Genomic DNA, 17,507 nt, shown 5'->3' on the forward strand with positions numbered 1-17,507 from the left:
GATTAAAAGCTCGAATACCCTGCTCTCATAATAGGAAAGAAAGGTACTTGGGATTTCGTTCCTTTTCTTTATTTAGGACACTTGTCATCCACTTTAATTCACCCATACCTCACCAGCACATGCCAAAGTAGCTTTAATTCCTGAAGCATATTTTTGATAGACCCATAATCCTTCCACTTTTCAGGATGCTGATATAAGTCCTTTACCGCAAGGCCAATTGTCCTTGCATCAATATAATCGCTTTGTGCAATCCTTTCTGCCAAATAAGGCATTTTGGGCCCTCTAAAATCGGCAGGCACATCTTCCACACTAAGCTTATACCCCATTCTCCAATACATACTTATTGAATACTTGCTGCATATTTGCTCTAGCATTTCTCCTATATCAGTACCTTGGTAAGAACAATCAGCCACAAGCGCTACCACATCATTTTCAAGCGAAATATCCCCATGAACCTGCGCTTCAATATAGGAATCAAGATTTCGAGTAGGTTGCAGTAAAGGATTTATCGGTATTTTGGAAAGATTAGTTAAAAAGTGATGGATTAACTGAGGCGGCCGCATCTCTCTTTCACCAAGTACAAATTCTCTTGAAAATGACTCATCTAAAAGCGCTGCTATCAGTAAATCAAACTCTTGATACGTTCCTTTTTGCTTTAAATTAAGGTGAGAGTCCATGTATGTATAGGTAGAACGGTATGAAACGTTAGGGGAAAGCAGAAAATAGCAGGATCCAAAGCGGGGTGCCGGTCCATCTGAATGTAACATCAAATTTAATGCACCGTATTTAGGTCGTTCTCTATTTAATGTGCCATTAAATTGAAAGGCACCTCCAAACATTCTTTCTTCCCAAAGGTCACGTTCTCCCCCCTGGTGAGCAGTTACACTTCCATTCGAGATCCCAGTCTCAAATTGACTCTTATATACACCATCTTTCATCAAAGACTCGGCTACACTTACCATCTGATAATCAAGTCGGTCCGGATGAAAATGCAAGCTGATCCTAGCATTGGCTTTCATAGCCTTCATGCTATTTCCATAAGTTCCCGGTGATATGTTTGACATCTCCAGCACATGATTAATGGTAAGTTGTGCTTCCTTTTGAAGGCTTCTCGCATAGTTATTAACATGTTCAATTGCCAGGCGCTGGGGCTTCGATAATTGCATATTAATCCAGTCCTCCTTCAAAAAAGTCTATTAAATGACTTTATTATTACTATACAAATTTTCCTATATTCATGCCATATACTCTGCTAACACTACGATTTCAGAATGAAATTCCTTTGAATACACTCTGCTTGCATAATGAGCATATGATTGTTATATTAACAACTTGTATAAAAGTAACAATTTTCTTTTTTTATGTAAAAATACAATCATGAGGTGACATAATGAATTACCTATGGGGTTTGTTAGGGATTATCTGTATTTTAGGCATTGCCTTTCTCTTCTCCACTAACAAACGTAATATTAATATTCGTACTGTGATCGTGGCACTAATGATCCAAATTTCTTTTGCTTTTATTGTTTTAAAATGGCCACTTGGACGAGCTGCTTTTCAAAAAATAACCGATGTTGTAAACCATACGATTGGGTATGCCAATGAAGGAATCCAGTTCCTGGTAGGCGGTCTTTATACACCAGAATCCGGCATTACAACGGTTTTCTTATTTAATGTGTTAGGAATCATCATTTTCTTCTCAGCCTTGATCTCTGTTTTATATTATCTGGGGATTATGCAATTTGTCATCAAATATGTTGGCGGCGCCCTATCAAAACTATTAGGTACTAAAAATGCAGAGACATTTAATGCTACTGCCAATATTTTCGTCGGTTGCACTGAAGCTCCTCTGGTTATAAAACCATTCATTGAAAAATTGACGAAATCGGAATTATTTTCTGTTATGGTCTGTGGGTTAGCTTCTGTATCCGGGAGTGTATTAGTAGGATATGCTCTAATGGGGGTACCCTTGGATTATTTACTTGCTGCAAGTGTTATGTCGGCACCTGCCGGACTATTGCTTTCTAAGATTATGATTCCGGAAATGGAAGAAAGTCAGGAAGATGCGGAAGGCTTTAAGATGACTAAAGATGAAGAATCTGCAAACGTAATTGACGCAGCTGCTAACGGTGCCTCAACAGGACTTCAATTAGCTCTCAACGTTGGAGCTATGCTGCTTGCTTTTATCGCCTTAATCGCTTTATTGAACGGAATCTTAGGTGCTATTGGCGGTTGGTTTGGCTATGATCAATTATCGATTGAATTAATCTTAAGCTACATATTTGCTCCACTGGCTTTCGTTATTGGTGTTCCCTGGAATGAAGCCCTGCAAGCCGGGAACTTCATTGGTCAAAAACTCGTTATAAATGAATTTGTTGCTTACAGCAACTTTGCCCCAATGATTGATACATTATCTGATAAAACAGTTGTCATTATCAGCTTTGCACTCTGCGGGTTTGCCAATCTTTCATCTCTCGGCATATTGCTCGGAGGACTAGGAAAGCTTGCACCAAGTCGCAGACCGGATATTGCTCGTTTAGGTTTAAAAGCAATTATGGCAGGCGCTTTGGCATCTTGTCTAAGTGCTGCTATTGCCGGAATGATTATTGGATAATAATAATGGACCATCAATAACGATTAAAAAAAAATGAGGCCGCCTTTAAGTCATTTATTGACTAATCGGACGGCCTCATTTTTTTAGGTAACATCCATCCAAAAGAGTGGTTGTAGCCATATGAAAGGAGAATTTAAACGTTTAAATAGACTTCAACTGATAGTCGATAAGGCTGGCGAATTATCTAAGAGATTAAGCATAATAAGATAGCACTCTTTCACTCGAAATTACGGTTAAACCGATAAAAATTAATCAAAAAAAAAGAGACATCATAAAATGTGACGTCTCTTTCTTAATCTTTTTATCTATTAATGAACGCGCACTACACGTCCATTGAATACTGTTTTCCAGTATCCGCTTGTAAGACTTGCTTTTGCTACACCAGTTGAGCTTTGAGAACCGATGAATTTTCCACCGCCAACATAAATGCCGACATGGCCGTCTTTCTTATACGTATCGAAGAAAACCATATCTCCTGGTTGCATTTGGCTTCTAGGAATCTGTCTCCCAGCATTTTTCAAAGCATCTGTGCTTGCCGGAACAGAGTATCCGCCTTGTTTAAATGCCCAGCTAACGAAACCGGAGCAATCGAAACGGCCTGCTGCAATATCAGCTTGAGTTCTTCCGCCGCCGAATACATATACAGAGTTACCGATATATTTATTTCCTGCAGTGATAACGGTTTGAATATTTTTATTTTGGGTATTACCAGTAGTATAGATTGGCTTATTTGTAGAAGAACTATTGTTTGAGCTTGGTTTCTTATTGGAAGAATTAGCTGGCTTAGAGCTTGTTTCTTCTTTCTTAGTAGTGCTTACAGTTTCTTTACTAGAGTTGCTTGTTTTAGAATCAGCAATTTTTTCTACCTTTTCTTTTACATTGGAAGTTTGTGTAGCAACAACCGGCTCAATTACAATATCGATGTTGTTCGCTTTAGCCTCTGCCAATTTTCGTTGACTATCTTCTTCCTTAGCCTTAAGCTCTTCCTTTAAGGAATTTGTTTGATTCTGTTGTTGCATGATATCCTGCTGCATTCCAACAAGTTCTGTCTTCATATCCTTTAAACTAGCAAGCTTTTCTTCCACAGTTGTTTGCTTTTCCTCAAGGTTTTTCTGATCTTCTTCAAATCCATCAATTAATTCACGATCCGCTTGAACAATTGTGGAAACAGCTCCCATACGTTCAATAAAATCTCCAAAACCAGTAGATCCAAATAAGACCTCAAGATAACTAGCAGTACCACTTGTTTGTTGGTACGCAACCGCACGTTGCTTTAAAATTTCCTGGCGTTTTTCGTTCTTTTCTTCCAGCTCTTTAATTTCTCTATCCAGAGCCTTTACTTGTTTTCCCGTTTTGACAATTTCTTCTTCTGTATTATTAATTATGTTTTGATTATCTTTAACAGCCTTGTCGATCTGAGCAATACGATTATTAAGTGTAGAAATTTCAGCTTGTACCTCATTTAGAGCAGCCTGCGCTTTGTCTACCTCTGCTTGTTTGACTGGATCTTTTGCGGCACTGGCTGATGGAATTCCTATGTAGCTGCTGAATCCAATTAATAGAGCTGTATTAAACGCTATAATTCGTTTCTTTATCATTTAGTGTTTCCCCTGCTTCCTTGTTTGTTTAATCTATCAGGTCTTTCCTACCATTTCTATTTATCTATTAACTAATATGGATTAGTATATCATTCTAATTTAACAATTAAGTTATATTAATATTACAATTGTGTTTCAAACACATTTTTATTATTACATATCGTTAAAATACAACACTCTCGATATCTATAATCCACATAATAAATCACATATAGTAATATAATCAGATGATTTAGTATAAAAGTCCTACCAATAAAAAGAAAACGTATACATTTTTAAATATTATCGGTCCAGTCTAACTATCCGCCTATAATATAACTTAAATAACGTGTAGAATATAAAGGATTCAGGAGAAATAATTGCTGAAGAAATTACCCTAAAAGCCCCTAAGATCATTTTGATAGATACCGTATTAAAAACCCTTTATCATTACCAAAAATCTCTTAATCTTCCAGTTATGAAAGTGCATTTGAAAAAATGTGAAAGAATCTATCCATACCAAATATGGGAATGGAAATCATAAATCATAAATAATACTAGATTATGACAAATTCTCATGCCTCATTTATCGACACTGCTCGGGGGTATGATTATGTTTTCATTTTACCAATCATGGGTGGTATTATCATCGAATTATGGGGGATTCCTCTGCATCAGTTGGAAGCCGTATCCGAAAGTGCAAAAGAAGAAGAATAAAAATAAAGAGGAAACTCCTAAGAAGGAAAGGTGATGATATAAAACGTATAAGCCTTTGTTTCCAGTACAGGCAGCAAAATGAATATAAGAAGGTAGAAGGATGAAAGGATTTACAAAAAACGATTAAGAATGAAGATGATGAAAATATAAATGAGACAGAGGATAAAATAGAAGAAGACAAGAAAGAAGATGAGGGCAATCCAGCTGGTGAGCAGGGAGAAAAAGCTTTTCCTGTAGAAGATGACTCGGATGAGACTGAACCTGATCCTTTAACGACGCCTCCTGCCTCCTAGAGAAACAAACAATCACATACATGAAATATCAAACAAGAGCTGCCGAAACCATAGGGCAGCTCTTAACTGGTTTTATGACGGTGTCTTAAATGAACTTACATTTGGAAAGAGATAAGGTTGAATTGTGGTATCGCTTCTTACAAAAAGTGGATGCCTGGGATGGCCGTCTCTTGTTGTACCAAGGCAGTTTGGAACATACCCTTTAAACCATTCGGATAGTTCCTGATAATCATGGTGATGAATGGTACAGTTTTCTCCCCAGCCAACTATGATTTCAGAACCGCTGTGCAGGGCATTTTCTAAATAGAACCGGTTCTCTGGACCTGTCGCCTCCTCTAAAGACAAATTGCTGAGCTCTCTCCAGTCCCTGCTCCGATAAGCAAATACATTTACCAATTCCAAAGAGCCGCAATCTATTTTCTTAGCAAACGAAATACAGCGCATTGTTGTACGGTCATCCACCCTGTCATCAGCTGTGCTTGGATTTAAAAGAACAAAGACAGCTTTCCTAAGATTGTAATCATCCCATTCCCTCTTTAGGGAGTATCGATAATTCCCTTTAATGATTGCACTCTTTTTCAACCGATTTCCCCCTTTCCATTCCTATTATTATGTATAAGCTCATCAGATGACATTTATGATAAACTCTGCCAACAATCATGCTGGCAGAGTTTATTCATTTATTTGATCCGTAGTTTGACTTGTTGTTTGTGGGTGAGCGGGTACGTATCATATTGAAGCTTAAGAGGACCTTTAATCACCTCATCTGGTTTATAATTGAAGCTTATGATTTCACCCCCCTCTATCTCACGGTAATGGATTTCCCCTGTTGAAATATCTTTACCAGTTCCGTCAGTGATCGTCCCCCCTGCCATAGCAATTTCCGTATCCTTAGGGATTCTTATAAAAATATTCACCATATCCTCTATTATTTCAGAAGATTGCACAATCCCGTCTGTCGGATATTTTAAGAGCCTGCCAGTTTTTTCATCCACTTCAATGATCAACTCATCCTTATTAAGAGCATGGATCCCATCAAATAGCAGATACAGTTTCTTTGGCTGCCGAAAATAATTACTTTCAATATAAAGATGGCTTCCTTCTTCACTCGTGTAACTACCGGTAGCTCCCCATATTTCACCACGCTCATCCATTATCCTAACATGGCTCAAATCGAAAATTTTCTTTGTGTTAGCAGGGTCATAGTCTACCTCAATTCTAATGCTCAATGGATCTATCTCAACTTTTCCAAACGTAATATTTTGTTGATCAATCGTTACGGTTTCATTAATATCTATCTGTTTATGTTGATCCTTATACAAGGAATGATCTATTTTGAGAGGAAACTTAAATGGACCTATTAAGCTCGAGCTATTTTGAAGATGGAATAAAAGTTCGACTTTTTCTCCCTTTGTTAACTGTTGATGTAAATCAATATCCAAAGATCCATCCCCATCATCATGGGCGGAATACGATATCGATTGTTGATCATCATCTTTTCCATCAATCAATAATTTTGGGGATTCGATTTGTAAGTCTTCTGCAGCTCCAACGATATGATAAAAAATCACCAACCTGTGTCTATCAACTATTAAGGATTCAATCGTAACCTTATATCCACCCTTCTCTTGCGTCTCACCAATAGGTTGTAAAAAATCATTTTCTACTGCAGACATATATCCTTTATCGTCTCTGATTAGATTAATAATTTTTTCTGCACCGGGTATAGCAGAGAGAGCATTTGCAAAAGCTGGCGATACACGAACCAGACTAATGCAAGACAAAAGTATAAGTGCAGCGGCTGCGAGTCCCCAATATCTCATCCGTCTATTTCTTCGCTTGTGCTTGGCTTTTCGAAACCCCCTTTGAATGACTGCGGCTAATTTTTCATCTGGTGTAGGTATGTATTCCATTTGCTTTTTTAGCTCTAACAAATCCTGCCTCTCTTTTTCATACATGGCTGGTACCCCCAGTCTCTTTCATTAGTTCCTTTAGTTTCTGAAGACCTCTGTAAAGCCTTGTTTTTACTGTACTTTGTGGGCATTCACAAATGGTCGCAATTTCCGTTATAGGCAAGTCCCGTAAAAACTTTAATATGACGATTTCACGCGATGGCTCATCCAGATGCATAAGGGCCTCTTCTATTTCTAATTGCCTATAATTATCCGTATAGGCAATTTCTTGTCCAATAAATTGATGGTACTTTTTCTTTGTTCTTAATTCATTTGAACAAACATTTAATAAAATTCTTACAAGCCATGTTGAAAAATAGGAAGGTTTCTTTAGCTTTCTAATTGAACGGTAAGCTCGATAAGTCGTTTCCTGGATAGCCTCCAGGGCTTCCCCTTCATTTTTCAAATAGACAATAGCCATACGATACAATTGCTCCTTATGTTGTTCCAATAAGGTTAAAAAGGCATCATCATCGCCTTTTATAGCCTTTAGAACCAAAGAAGTCTCTTCTTCCATCCGGCTCCCCCCTGTTTTCTCTCTATCTATTAGACTATAAACATAAGTAAAAAGTTTCAATTATTTTATATTTTTTACATAAATAGACAAAAAAACAGTACACCTATTTTGTTAGAAGGATCTTGTTCATAAAATTGTTTTGTAAGGATGTTTACAAGAAAATTCGGTTAAGTACCAGGGAAACTTCCTTTACAGGCAAAATAAAAGACCTCTTAGATGGAGGTCCTTGTAGCAAAACATATCTATAACGAGAGTATAAAATACAGAAGGGTAAACAATGGAAAAATCATAAATGCTACGTTCATTATTTGAATAAACCCGAGGAATACAGTCTTTTGTTCTGCATTTTTATTAACATATAAAAAGGAAAGAATACCGATAAGACAAGGGATTAAACCGAATAAAGGATATCTTTGAGGATCAGAGTTGGCTGACTGCATAATAGCCATTACACCTAACACCAGACTTATTCCCATCAATAGAATGGGGAACCATATTTTACTTTTATGCATTTACTCTATCCATCCTTTCCTACGACATTTCCTATTTAACATGAAATCCATTTGATTAGCTGAATTAATTTTATGTATTCCACTAACCTAACATTCTTTGTATCTTCTATAAAACAAAATAGAAGATGATCGGCAATGTGATTAAACTCAATATGGTGCTTATAAATGTACAGACCGAAACAAAATCTGGTTTTGTATTAAATTGAATCGCATACATCGTTGTATTCGCTGCTGCAGGCATTCCCGCCATAATAACCATTAATTGTTTGAGCAATGAATCGATAGGCAATAAGCATGTAATTCCCCATGCTATAAGTGGCGCGACAGCCAATTTAATCAATAAGGCGTATGTAACCTTTTCATATTCAATCCTCTTTAGGCTAATTTTTGCCAATTGCATACCTAAAACGAGCATAATCGTCGGGATGGCTGCACTTCCCACTAAATCAATCGTGGTCATCAAGGAAGGGCTTATGGAAAGACCACTATACTGAAGTAACAGCCCTAAAACTGCTCCATACATAACGGGCATACGAATTACGACAGCCAGGGTATCTTTAATCCCACCACCTATATCACTCCCTCGTGCTGCTACAAAAAGCCCAATGGTTGCCATCACTATACTTTGTGTAACCATTAAGATGATTGCATAATCAAATCCGGAAGCGCCAAATAGCAATAATGCTACTGGTGTCCCATAATTCCCATTATTCATAAATACAGAACCAAGAATAAGTCCGCAAGTCTCCTTCAGATTGTATTTTTTAATAAAGGAAATACAATATACAATCAATATAAGTACAAAACAGAGGCCGAATGCGTAAATCACGATATAGAGATAATCCATCGATAGTTTATTTGTATAAAACGTTTTAAACACAAGGACAGGCGTCATTAGATAGAGGGACATGGTTGAGATGGCTTTGGTATCAAACCCAATTTTCTTCTCCCCTATATAGCCTAAAGCGAATATGACAAATACCGGCATCAATACATTAACAAAATCCACTCTGCTACCCTTCTCTCTCGTTGATACGATTATGTAATAACATTTTTATATCATTATACCAATTCATCCCAGCAATCTATCTATTTAAATCTATTAATTTTAAATTTTCAAAAAATAGATATTCATTTTCTGCTTATTTATCTGTAAAATAGAAATTATTGGAAGAAAAATCAAGTGGAAACAGGAGGCTTTATGCAGTCGATCAAGAATTTATTTATTCCTTACCAGGGATTGCCGAAAGAAATTTATATCATTTTCATTGCGCGGATTATTAATAGTTTAGGAGGCTTTATACAGCCTTTACTTGTTCTGATTCTAACTCAAAAGATTGGCATGGATAGCGGGAAAGCAGGACTTTATATTACATTATTAAGTATCATTTCTGTACCAAGTATGATCTTGGGCGGGAAACTGGCAGATACTTTGGGCAGGAAATTTATCATTGTCGTTTCACAAACTTTAGGGGCATTTACCGTTATTGCTGGAGGTTTTATAGAGCCTTCTATGACCATGACCTATTTACTCATGCTTTCATCCCTTTTCTTTGCCCTATGTTCACCTGCCTACGACGCCCTCTTGGCAGATTTAACCACACCAGAGAATCGGAAGGGTGCTTATTCGTTAACCTATATGGGGTGGAATTTAGGTTTTGCCGTTGGCCCTATCATTGCGGGTCTACTCTATAAAAATCATTTAAACCTTATTTTTATCATCGACGGAACAGCTACACTCTTAGCTACATCAATGATTTTAATTTTTATAAAAGAGACAAAAACGAAGCATGTTTCGATAATAGATGAACCGGAAAGAAAACTTGAGCAGCATGTAGAAGGTTCTGTTTTTAAAGTACTGATGGCGAGGCCAATATTAATTATGTTCGCCTTTATCTTATTGTGTATAGAATTCGAGTACGCTCAATGGGCATTCACCATTCCGCTTCATTTAGAGGAATTATTTAATGATTCAGGTGCAGCTTATTACGGAACACTCGCCGGCTTTAACGGCATATTGGTTATCATTTTTACGCCGATCATTACTAAACTGACAAATAAAACAAGGCCGATAAAAGTAATAGCCGGTGGAGCTTTATGCTATGCTGTCGCCTTTGGAATGCTCGCCTTCACCACCCTGCTTCCCTTCTTCTATGTTTCTATTTTCATCATGACAATTGGGGAAATCATGATTGCGATAAATGCGTCAACCTTTATCGCAAATCAAACACCTGCTTCACACAGAGGAAGAGTAAGCAGCATACTCCCACTTGTGATAGGAGCTGGGTACGCATCAAGTCCACTGGTCATGGGTAACTTTATCGAAGCATATTCGATCACTTCTGCCTGGATGCTGATTGGTTTCCTTGGAATCATATCGACAGGATTAATGTGGTTGCTGCAAAAGAAAGATTTAACAAATCAGTCTGACTCAGACAATGTGAAGGTTGGGGCTTAATCTATATGGTAAAGGGGCCGATCCGATAAGTCTCCAAAATATAACAGATAAAGAAAGTTAATATGATATGCTCCCTATTAGGTAGACAGATTAAAAAATAAATCTGTTTATCTGTAGGGAGCTTTTTATGTATAAATTCATAGTTGATAATTAGCTAATCAATACTTCTTCTTTCGAAACAATTCGCCACCCATTTGCCGTCAACTTCGCTATGTAGTCGTCAAGACTAATTTCCTCCATTTCAATAGCAAGTGGATGAAGCGATACATAGCATTCATTTTTCTCATATTGAACAGTCACTTTAACAACTTCATACCCATTATGAAATCTCGGGTCAAAACCGGGATCCTCCATAATATCTCCTTTAATGGGGCGGGAAGCTGATTCAAATGTTTTCATTACTATTTCACTTCTACCATGTTCTTTTGTAGATGTTAGAAAGATTAGCAATTTGATTTTCATACTTTCGCTCCTTTTTAAAACTTTTGCTAAGCGTATCACTTCAGTAGAGCTAAAACAACATATCGTAGCTTTCTCCATGCTTTGCGAACATTCTATAATATAGTGGTGAATTGGAAGATTCGATTTGCTGAATCCAAACCTTGTACGATAATATATATGGTTACTAATGGTTCATTGTAATGTATTTTTAACGTTTCTAAAATATGGTCAAAAAGATACAATCCCTTTTATCTTTAATCTATAATAGAAGAGATTGAACTTTCTTTTTAACAAGATCGTAAGGTAGGTGCAGTATGGATCAACAGCAATTATATTTTTCAAGTGCAATTGGCAGTCAAAAACCAGAAACCATTCGAAATAAAGCAGCAGCCTGCCCCTTTTGCCATAGAGACGAGCTTACCGATATTATTGAAATGAAGGGAAAGATCATTTGGTTAATGAATAAATATCCCGCCCTTCAAGATACCTATCAAACGGTCATTATTGAAACGGATCAATGTAACGAGGATATAAGGGGATATGAACAAAAGCATATGCGTGAATTAATACGCTTCAGTATTGCCAAATGGCTTGAGGTGGAGAAGACGGGTGAATACGAATCTGTTATCTTATTTAAAAACCATGGCCCCTTTTCTGGAGGCAGTATTCAACATGCTCATATGCAAATAATTGGAATGAAGCATGTGGATTATCATAAGAATATGGCTATGATTGATTTTGAAGGCTTAGAGATCTACAAGAAATCCGGTATAGAGTTAAATGTTTCAAAATATCCTATCATCGGTTTTACCGAATTCAACTTAATATTACATACACTAGATGAAATGAATGATTTTGCTGATAAACTACAAATCCTTGTTCGTTATATTTTAAATGGGTTCCATAAGGGATGTACCAGCTATAACCTTTTCTTTTACCATTTTCATGACCTGGTTATTTGCAAAGCCATCCCGCGCTTTGTGGTATCCCCTCTTTTCGTTGGATATAAAATTCCACAGGTTCTTATGGAGGACCGACTTAATATAATTAAGCAGGATTTATCCAGGTTGCTCGTCTAGGCAACCGTAAGTCTCCCTTTTTTTGGGAGGCTTTTTTTCCGCTAGCTTAGCATCCCATTACTAACAGTACGACTGTTCTAAACTGCCAATCGAAAAATCTGTATACCCGGCAGCTTCAAACGTTAGATGACAACAAAGGCAGCAACACTTTTCCAGAGCCAACTCCCATATTTACACCGTATGTAATCTAATTTCCATAACAGATACGGACGAGTCTCAAGTCTGTGTCCATCGACGGCGATCAGCCACTTGTCCTCTTCCGTTTTCACCTGATCAATACTATGCATTCCATCCCTGCGCCAGTCATTTTCCTTTGTGCCTTTCAGCACAAGATTTATTTCATTCTCCTGATAACTGCTCTCAGTCAAATCCGTAATCTCAAAAACTCTGACAGCATGTCCATACGTTGGCTGCCCATCCTGCGTATATCGGTAAATCCTTCCATTATCGACAATCACTCTTCCGCCCAGTCTCGTAACATGATGGTTATTGCGGATAAGAGGGCTTTTTGGGTGCTCAGTCCAATGTTCTGTTAATGAATTGGAATGAAATAGATGCAATTGTCCCTGTTTACTCGCAAACATCCACCATTTCTGGTTGTAATAAAATAAACTTGGATCCGCATATTTACCATCAACCATTTCAGAAACAATCTCCCATTTATCCGGAAATTGCTTTGCTTTATACAGCAGGATTTTTCCCGCTTCGATTGTTTCCGGAATCATGTAACTCTCCCCTACATGCTCAAAAACATAAGGATAGGATAAATGATAGCTTTCTTCTAAAACCATCCGTCCATATTTCCAGGAATGTCCATCCCCACTATGCGCAAAGCTGATAACGCCCTTCATGGTAGTTTTATCCAACACCTCAAAAAACATATAATAAGATCCGTTTCGATAAAGAATAAACGGATCTGCAATGAATTCAGCAGGAATATCCGTAACATCCTCTGCTTGTAATGTCGGTGTTTTAAGTACTTTTTTGGCCGGCTCCTCTGTTACAAGCTCTGTGGAAGTAAATACTTTGATAGACCACACCCCTACAATAATCTTCCTTTTCCATAAAATTAAGCTGCCCAGCATGATAAGCAGACAACAAACAGATACCCAAACCAATACAATCACCTTTTCTTTATTTTTCTAAAGAACTCCGTTGACTAACCCCCTTCAACCTACGGAGAAAATGAAGCATTACATTTTGGATGTAAATAAATTCATCACGTTTATAAAATAGCACGGTATATACCACACAAGGTATGAGCGCACTAATACACCCTTTCGCCATTAATGAAACAAAATTTTCTCCGTGGACCACGAGGTTTGCAATCCATACCGTTAGCGTACCTGTCCCTATCGTTAAACAAGCGTAGAGTGTGTATGTTTTAAAATAGGTAAATACCTCTTGATCGAACAGATATTTATAAACTAGTCTAGGTGAATTCCAAAACACAGTGGTTAATGTACTAATAAGGGTTCCTAGAAATATTCCTGGCAAACCCATATACTTCACTAATACACAAGATGCTATTAAATTAACTCCTGCTTCCAATAATGTAAAATATTGATCTTGGACGAATATACCTCCCTTCACCTTAAAAATTAAGACGGAAGCTCTCATTCCTGTTACATAAAAATTTATCAGAATGATCCAGTACGTCAAAGGATCCAATAAGTACCCACCGCCAAGCCACCAATTAATAAATGGTTCCAACATACAAAACAAAAAAATGACACTGACAGAATAAATCCAAAAGTTTAAAAAGTAGGTTACCTTGAATATGTGATATCGCTTTTCTTTATTCTCGAGGGCGATTAAATGCCCAACACTGGCACCGAAACCATCTAAGAGAGGCGCAAGGATGGTCCCCAATTGCCCCATAATCATCGTATAGTTTGAATAAATTCCTACAACAGTAACTCCTATAAAGGCCGAGATTAATAAATGATCGGTACCGGTTACACAAAAGCCTGAAATATTATGAAGAAACATGGCTTTGATATTTTTTATCAGCTGCTTCTTTTCAAGAGCATCCAGTGAATAGCGGATCTTGGTTTTAATATAGGGATAGCGCTTAGTGACGATATGTCCGTTTAGCATGGTTTGGATAAGGAATAATCCAACTTCTACTGCTAAATAAAGAAGATAGTTATGGGTCCATAGTAGAATCATAATCTTTCCTGCATATCCGAGCAGCTGAAAAAGGAAATTAACGCGCATTAAAACATACTCTTTCTGATCAGCGGCAATTAAGGATATTTTATGAGCATTCAAATAGGCAATTGCATTTTTGGCTACGAATAGAAAGTAGGCAATGGTAACCGTCATGCCCACATCATGTTCTTTTAATAAATTCCCTAATAAAGGATAAAAGATAAGGCTAATTACAATTATAATGATGGCTAAAATCGCATAGGCTCTCTTATACAGCTGAATGAGCGCAATAATTTTAGGACGATCAGATAGGGCAAGTGGTTTATATAAACTATAAACAATGCTTGCTCCAATACCGCTCTCTACCAATGCCAGCATGGCCAGTACATTTGTCAGCAAGCCATTTATACCTAGATAGGTAAGACCTAAACTGTCCAAAAAGACCTTTCTTGAGACAAAGCCAAGCACGGCAATGATGATTTGCGTGCCCATTCCAATGTACATATTTTTTATAGAATGCTCCGTTCTCATTTGTCCCATCCTTTAATGGTCGCGGCTTAGTCAATCAACTGATAAAAACGATCAATATTTTCACTGCTACCCTTTTTCTCTTTCTGCAAGTTTCTAACTATCTGTTCCCGCAACATGGGATTGATCATTAATTGCTTTATCCCTTCATATATAGCTTTCGGATCCAGCTCCACAATCAACCCATTAATTCCATGCCTTATTTGGAGATGTACGGATTCGAACCTAGTTGAGACAATAGGAATATTCAGATGACGTGCCTCCGCTATGGCCAGCCCATACCCTTCTGACCGAGACGTTTGCACATACACGTCAGCATGCTTTATATAGGGATAAGGATTTTCCGTGACCCCAAGCAGGACAACATAATCCTCCAGTCCATTCCTCTTGATAAATTGCTCCATATCTTCCTGCAAAGGACCTTTCCCAAGAATATACCAACGGAAATCCATGCCATCTCCCTTTAACAGCTTACAGGCTTCAAGCGCAAGATCAAATCCTTTCAAATAATCCATGCGTCCGATGGTTAACAGAGAAAAACCCTTTTCGTATGGATAAACCCCTTTGACGGGTTCCTCTGCTCTCCTCTTAATTTCTTCATAGTCAATCAGATCGTAAACAACCTCCACTTTATTCTGAAAGTGAGGAAATGTTTGAATATAGGTGCTCTTTGCTGAATCAGATACGGCAACAATTTTTTCATAACGATCATAAAATTTATTCTGATATGCTTGTTCTTTCGGTTCAAGTTCATAACTGGCATTTACCCAGCTGAATTTTTTTGTAGCCTCGACCTTTTCAGCTACATAAAAATTTGGAATTCCCTGTGCATAACTGATCGCAATATCATATTTTCGTGTATTTAGTCGAATTCGCTTTGATACACTCTCCCAAAAAATTCTCGCTATTTGAGGATTGTTATAGGACCTCACCCTCAGGCGTACAGAATATACGATCCTTGACCAAAGCATTCGATATTCTCTATGTCGTATGGCGTACTTGATAGCTTCGATAAAGCTGAGACTTGAAAAATACATATACGGCAGCGGCGGCTGCAGCTTTACTTCAGCCGGTACCAATTTTTCAAGAGGGCCTCCATATGCAAACAATAGCAAATCAACCGAGTACTTCGAATAATCGAGCAATGATAATAATGTAATCAAACTTTTTTCAGCACCTGCGCAGCTTAAGGAATCTATTACAAACAAAACGTTCTTCTTCATATACTTACCTCTCCAGTTTTCTCCGTGACCATCATTCGCTCGAGTCCTATGGGTTTCGGAAGAATATGCATCATGCGCAACCCTTTTTTTACTAGTAAGAAGGCAATATATAGATAGGGATCGATATGAAAAAACATTAACTCTCGCCTGAGCCCCTTGTCTTTCTGCACTGCTTTATATAAGAAAGAGAAATTTTCTCTTATATATAATTCGATTTCAGCACGATACATCCCAGCTGGATCTTTCTTTCTATTTCTAAGTAAAAGCTGATAATGAATCAGATGAGCTTTAGCAATTTCTTTATAAGATTCATCTGACAAGTCGCTGTAATACTGTTCTAAAAATTCATGGCGTTGTTTTAATCCTTTCAGATAATCCAAATTCTTCTTAGAATAGGAAGCAACAATGCTATCTGCATGCTGATAATAATAATAGAGGGGTTCATGTGTAATCACATACGTATCAACTTTTTGCATAACTAGATGTGACCAAAATACATCCTCAAAAAAAATACCCTCTTGAAAGGGAGTATCTCTAATGAGTTCTGTTTTATAAAGTTTCCCCCAGGCAAAATTTTTCACGACTTGATTGAGAACAAGCTCTCGCATTAATTGTTGATTATCCAAAACGACCGGCGGATTATCCTGTTGCTCAAATCGATGGTCATATAGAAAATAATCCTCATAGGCGTAATAATGAGCTGTTTGTATAACATCAGCGTGAAACTGTTCCAATCGATCAACCAAACCATCTATTAAAGCAGGAGCAATCCAATCATCGCCATCCACAAAGAACGTGTACTCACCACTGGAATAAGCCATTCCGGTATTTCGTGCATCTGAAACACCGCCATTTTGTTTATGAACCGGAATAATTCTTTGATCGTGGTCGGCATAATAGTCTATAATTTCCCCACAGGAATCAGGTGACCCATCATTGACTAAAATGATTTCGATATTTTGATAGGTCTGGGAAATCAGGCTTTCAACACAGCGTGGCAAATATTTTTCCACCTTATAAACTGGTACAATAATGCTGACCTTTTTCTTATTCAACATAATTCTTCAATCCTCTTCCTTCAAATAAAAATGGCCATTTTACGCTTTATTTTTCCACTTAATATACTGAACTAATGCCCGATATTCATCCATTTGCTCTTTATCAACAACCGTTGTCTTTAATTCCTCAATTAATTCTATTAACTCCTGATTCAGTTTGTGATCAGGTTCAGTATTTTCCTGTACACGCAATAGCGTTTTCAAGTCAGCATTTAAGACAACCGCCAGCCTTTTCAGTACTTCAATAGAGGGGTTTTGATTCACTCCTCGTTCTATATTGCTTAAATAGGATTTGGATATTCCAGCGTTGGCTGCGAGCTGAGTCAGTGTCAGTCCTTTACGCTTTCGAATTTCCTGTATATTTCTCCCTATCATTTCTTCACC

General features: G+C 37.5%; 16 protein-coding genes. 4 read left to right on the forward strand and 12 right to left on the reverse strand.

Features of this window, described 5'->3' with window-relative positions:
* Positions 1-98: 98 nt before the first annotated feature.
* Positions 99-1,166, reverse strand: coding sequence for a DUF3626 domain-containing protein (locus AC4G3K_RS08270; RefSeq protein ID WP_491133002.1), 1,068 nt, complete (start codon positions 1,164-1,166; stop codon positions 99-101).
* A 224-nt stretch (positions 1,167-1,390) separates the two neighbouring features.
* On the opposite strand from AC4G3K_RS08270, the gene AC4G3K_RS08275 reads away from it, so the two are divergent.
* Positions 1,391-2,614 carry a NupC/NupG family nucleoside CNT transporter gene (locus AC4G3K_RS08275; protein WP_491076653.1) on the forward strand — a complete coding sequence of 408 codons (1,224 nt, stop codon included), beginning with the start codon at positions 1,391-1,393 and terminating at the stop codon, positions 2,612-2,614.
* Between the two features lie 308 nt (positions 2,615-2,922).
* On the opposite strand, the gene AC4G3K_RS08280 is transcribed toward AC4G3K_RS08275, so the two are convergent.
* Complete coding sequence (locus tag AC4G3K_RS08280) at positions 2,923-4,212, reverse strand: C40 family peptidase (protein WP_491076652.1); 1,290 nt, start codon at positions 4,210-4,212, stop codon at positions 2,923-2,925.
* A 543-nt stretch (positions 4,213-4,755) separates the two neighbouring features.
* Here AC4G3K_RS08280 and AC4G3K_RS08285 point away from each other — a divergent pair.
* A complete protein-coding gene (locus AC4G3K_RS08285; RefSeq protein WP_491076651.1) occupies positions 4,756-4,908 on the forward strand; it encodes a hypothetical protein in 153 nt (50 codons plus the stop codon).
* Positions 4,909-5,273: 365 nt separating this feature from the next.
* Here the strand turns inward: AC4G3K_RS08285 and AC4G3K_RS08290 are convergent, their stop codons facing one another.
* The 4 genes from AC4G3K_RS08290 to AC4G3K_RS08305 all read right to left on the reverse strand — a co-directional run bounded on the left by AC4G3K_RS08290 (position 5,274) and on the right by AC4G3K_RS08305 (position 9,191).
* Positions 5,274-5,783 carry a DUF1643 domain-containing protein gene (locus AC4G3K_RS08290; RefSeq protein ID WP_491133003.1) on the reverse strand — a complete coding sequence of 170 codons (510 nt, stop codon included), beginning with the start codon at positions 5,781-5,783 and terminating at the stop codon, positions 5,274-5,276.
* Positions 5,784-5,881: 98 nt separating this feature from the next.
* Complete coding sequence (locus AC4G3K_RS08295; protein WP_491133004.1) at positions 5,882-7,159, reverse strand: DUF4179 domain-containing protein; 1,278 nt, start codon at positions 7,157-7,159, stop codon at positions 5,882-5,884.
* Positions 7,152-7,670 (reverse strand): sigma-70 family RNA polymerase sigma factor, encoded by a 519-nt coding sequence (locus tag AC4G3K_RS08300; protein ID WP_491076648.1) that lies wholly within the window; start codon positions 7,668-7,670, stop codon positions 7,152-7,154. The genes AC4G3K_RS08295 and AC4G3K_RS08300 overlap by 8 nt, the downstream gene beginning before the upstream one ends.
* Positions 7,671-8,288: 618 nt before the next feature.
* The gene (locus AC4G3K_RS08305; RefSeq protein ID WP_491133005.1) at positions 8,289-9,191 is read right to left on the reverse strand and encodes an AEC family transporter; all 903 of its coding nucleotides are present in this window, start codon (positions 9,189-9,191) and stop codon (positions 8,289-8,291) included.
* 192 nt (positions 9,192-9,383) lie between these two features.
* On the opposite strand from AC4G3K_RS08305, the gene AC4G3K_RS08310 reads away from it, so the two are divergent.
* The gene (locus AC4G3K_RS08310) at positions 9,384-10,640 is read left to right on the forward strand and encodes an MFS transporter (RefSeq protein WP_491133007.1); all 1,257 of its coding nucleotides are present in this window, start codon (positions 9,384-9,386) and stop codon (positions 10,638-10,640) included.
* A gap of 150 nt (positions 10,641-10,790) precedes the next feature.
* On the opposite strand, the gene AC4G3K_RS08315 is transcribed toward AC4G3K_RS08310, so the two are convergent.
* Entirely contained in the window at positions 10,791-11,102 is a 312-nt protein-coding gene (locus AC4G3K_RS08315; protein WP_491133008.1) for a hypothetical protein, read from the reverse strand.
* Positions 11,103-11,395: 293 nt separating this feature from the next.
* Here AC4G3K_RS08315 and AC4G3K_RS08320 point away from each other — a divergent pair, with 293 nt between their 5' ends.
* The gene (locus AC4G3K_RS08320) at positions 11,396-12,160 is read left to right on the forward strand and encodes a DUF4931 domain-containing protein (protein ID WP_491133009.1); all 765 of its coding nucleotides are present in this window, start codon (positions 11,396-11,398) and stop codon (positions 12,158-12,160) included.
* A 122-nt stretch (positions 12,161-12,282) separates the two neighbouring features.
* Here the strand turns inward: AC4G3K_RS08320 and AC4G3K_RS08325 are convergent, their stop codons facing one another.
* From AC4G3K_RS08325 to AC4G3K_RS08345, 5 genes are read right to left on the reverse strand one after another with little or no spacing between them, the layout of a single operon-like run.
* Complete coding sequence (locus AC4G3K_RS08325) at positions 12,283-13,278, reverse strand: glucosamine inositolphosphorylceramide transferase family protein (RefSeq protein WP_491133010.1); 996 nt, start codon at positions 13,276-13,278, stop codon at positions 12,283-12,285.
* A gap of 16 nt (positions 13,279-13,294) precedes the next feature.
* A complete protein-coding gene (locus AC4G3K_RS08330) occupies positions 13,295-14,845 on the reverse strand; it encodes a lipopolysaccharide biosynthesis protein (RefSeq protein WP_491133012.1) in 1,551 nt (516 codons plus the stop codon).
* 26 nt (positions 14,846-14,871) lie between these two features.
* The gene (locus AC4G3K_RS08335; RefSeq protein WP_491133013.1) at positions 14,872-16,065 is read right to left on the reverse strand and encodes a glycosyltransferase; all 1,194 of its coding nucleotides are present in this window, start codon (positions 16,063-16,065) and stop codon (positions 14,872-14,874) included.
* Positions 16,062-17,123, reverse strand: coding sequence for a glycosyltransferase (locus tag AC4G3K_RS08340; RefSeq protein WP_491133014.1), 1,062 nt, complete (start codon positions 17,121-17,123; stop codon positions 16,062-16,064). The genes AC4G3K_RS08335 and AC4G3K_RS08340 overlap by 4 nt, the downstream gene beginning before the upstream one ends.
* A gap of 39 nt (positions 17,124-17,162) precedes the next feature.
* Positions 17,163-17,498 (reverse strand): helix-turn-helix domain-containing protein, encoded by a 336-nt coding sequence (locus tag AC4G3K_RS08345; protein WP_491133015.1) that lies wholly within the window; start codon positions 17,496-17,498, stop codon positions 17,163-17,165.
* Positions 17,499-17,507 lie beyond the last annotated feature (9 nt).

Source organism: Bacillus sp. z26 (assembly GCF_058313635.1).

Coding starts and splice junctions, on each gene's coding strand:
- AC4G3K_RS08270 (WP_491133002.1), bottom strand. CDS start 1,166: ATGCAATTATCGAAGCCCCAGCGCCTGGCAATTGAACATGTTAATAAC.
- AC4G3K_RS08275 (WP_491076653.1), top strand. CDS start 1,391: ATGAATTACCTATGGGGTTTGTTAGGGATTATCTGTATTTTAGGCATT.
- AC4G3K_RS08280 (WP_491076652.1), bottom strand. CDS start 4,212: ATGATAAAGAAACGAATTATAGCGTTTAATACAGCTCTATTAATTGGA.
- AC4G3K_RS08285 (WP_491076651.1), top strand. CDS start 4,756: ATGACAAATTCTCATGCCTCATTTATCGACACTGCTCGGGGGTATGAT.
- AC4G3K_RS08295 (WP_491133004.1), bottom strand. CDS start 7,159: ATGTATGAAAAAGAGAGGCAGGATTTGTTAGAGCTAAAAAAGCAAATG.
- AC4G3K_RS08300 (WP_491076648.1), bottom strand. CDS start 7,670: ATGGAAGAAGAGACTTCTTTGGTTCTAAAGGCTATAAAAGGCGATGAT.
- AC4G3K_RS08310 (WP_491133007.1), top strand. CDS start 9,384: ATGCAGTCGATCAAGAATTTATTTATTCCTTACCAGGGATTGCCGAAA.
- AC4G3K_RS08315 (WP_491133008.1), bottom strand. CDS start 11,102: ATGAAAATCAAATTGCTAATCTTTCTAACATCTACAAAAGAACATGGT.
- AC4G3K_RS08320 (WP_491133009.1), top strand. CDS start 11,396: ATGGATCAACAGCAATTATATTTTTCAAGTGCAATTGGCAGTCAAAAA.
- AC4G3K_RS08330 (WP_491133012.1), bottom strand. CDS start 14,845: ATGAGAACGGAGCATTCTATAAAAAATATGTACATTGGAATGGGCACG.
- AC4G3K_RS08335 (WP_491133013.1), bottom strand. CDS start 16,065: ATGAAGAAGAACGTTTTGTTTGTAATAGATTCCTTAAGCTGCGCAGGT.
- AC4G3K_RS08340 (WP_491133014.1), bottom strand. CDS start 17,123: ATGTTGAATAAGAAAAAGGTCAGCATTATTGTACCAGTTTATAAGGTG.
- AC4G3K_RS08345 (WP_491133015.1), bottom strand. CDS start 17,498: ATGATAGGGAGAAATATACAGGAAATTCGAAAGCGTAAAGGACTGACA.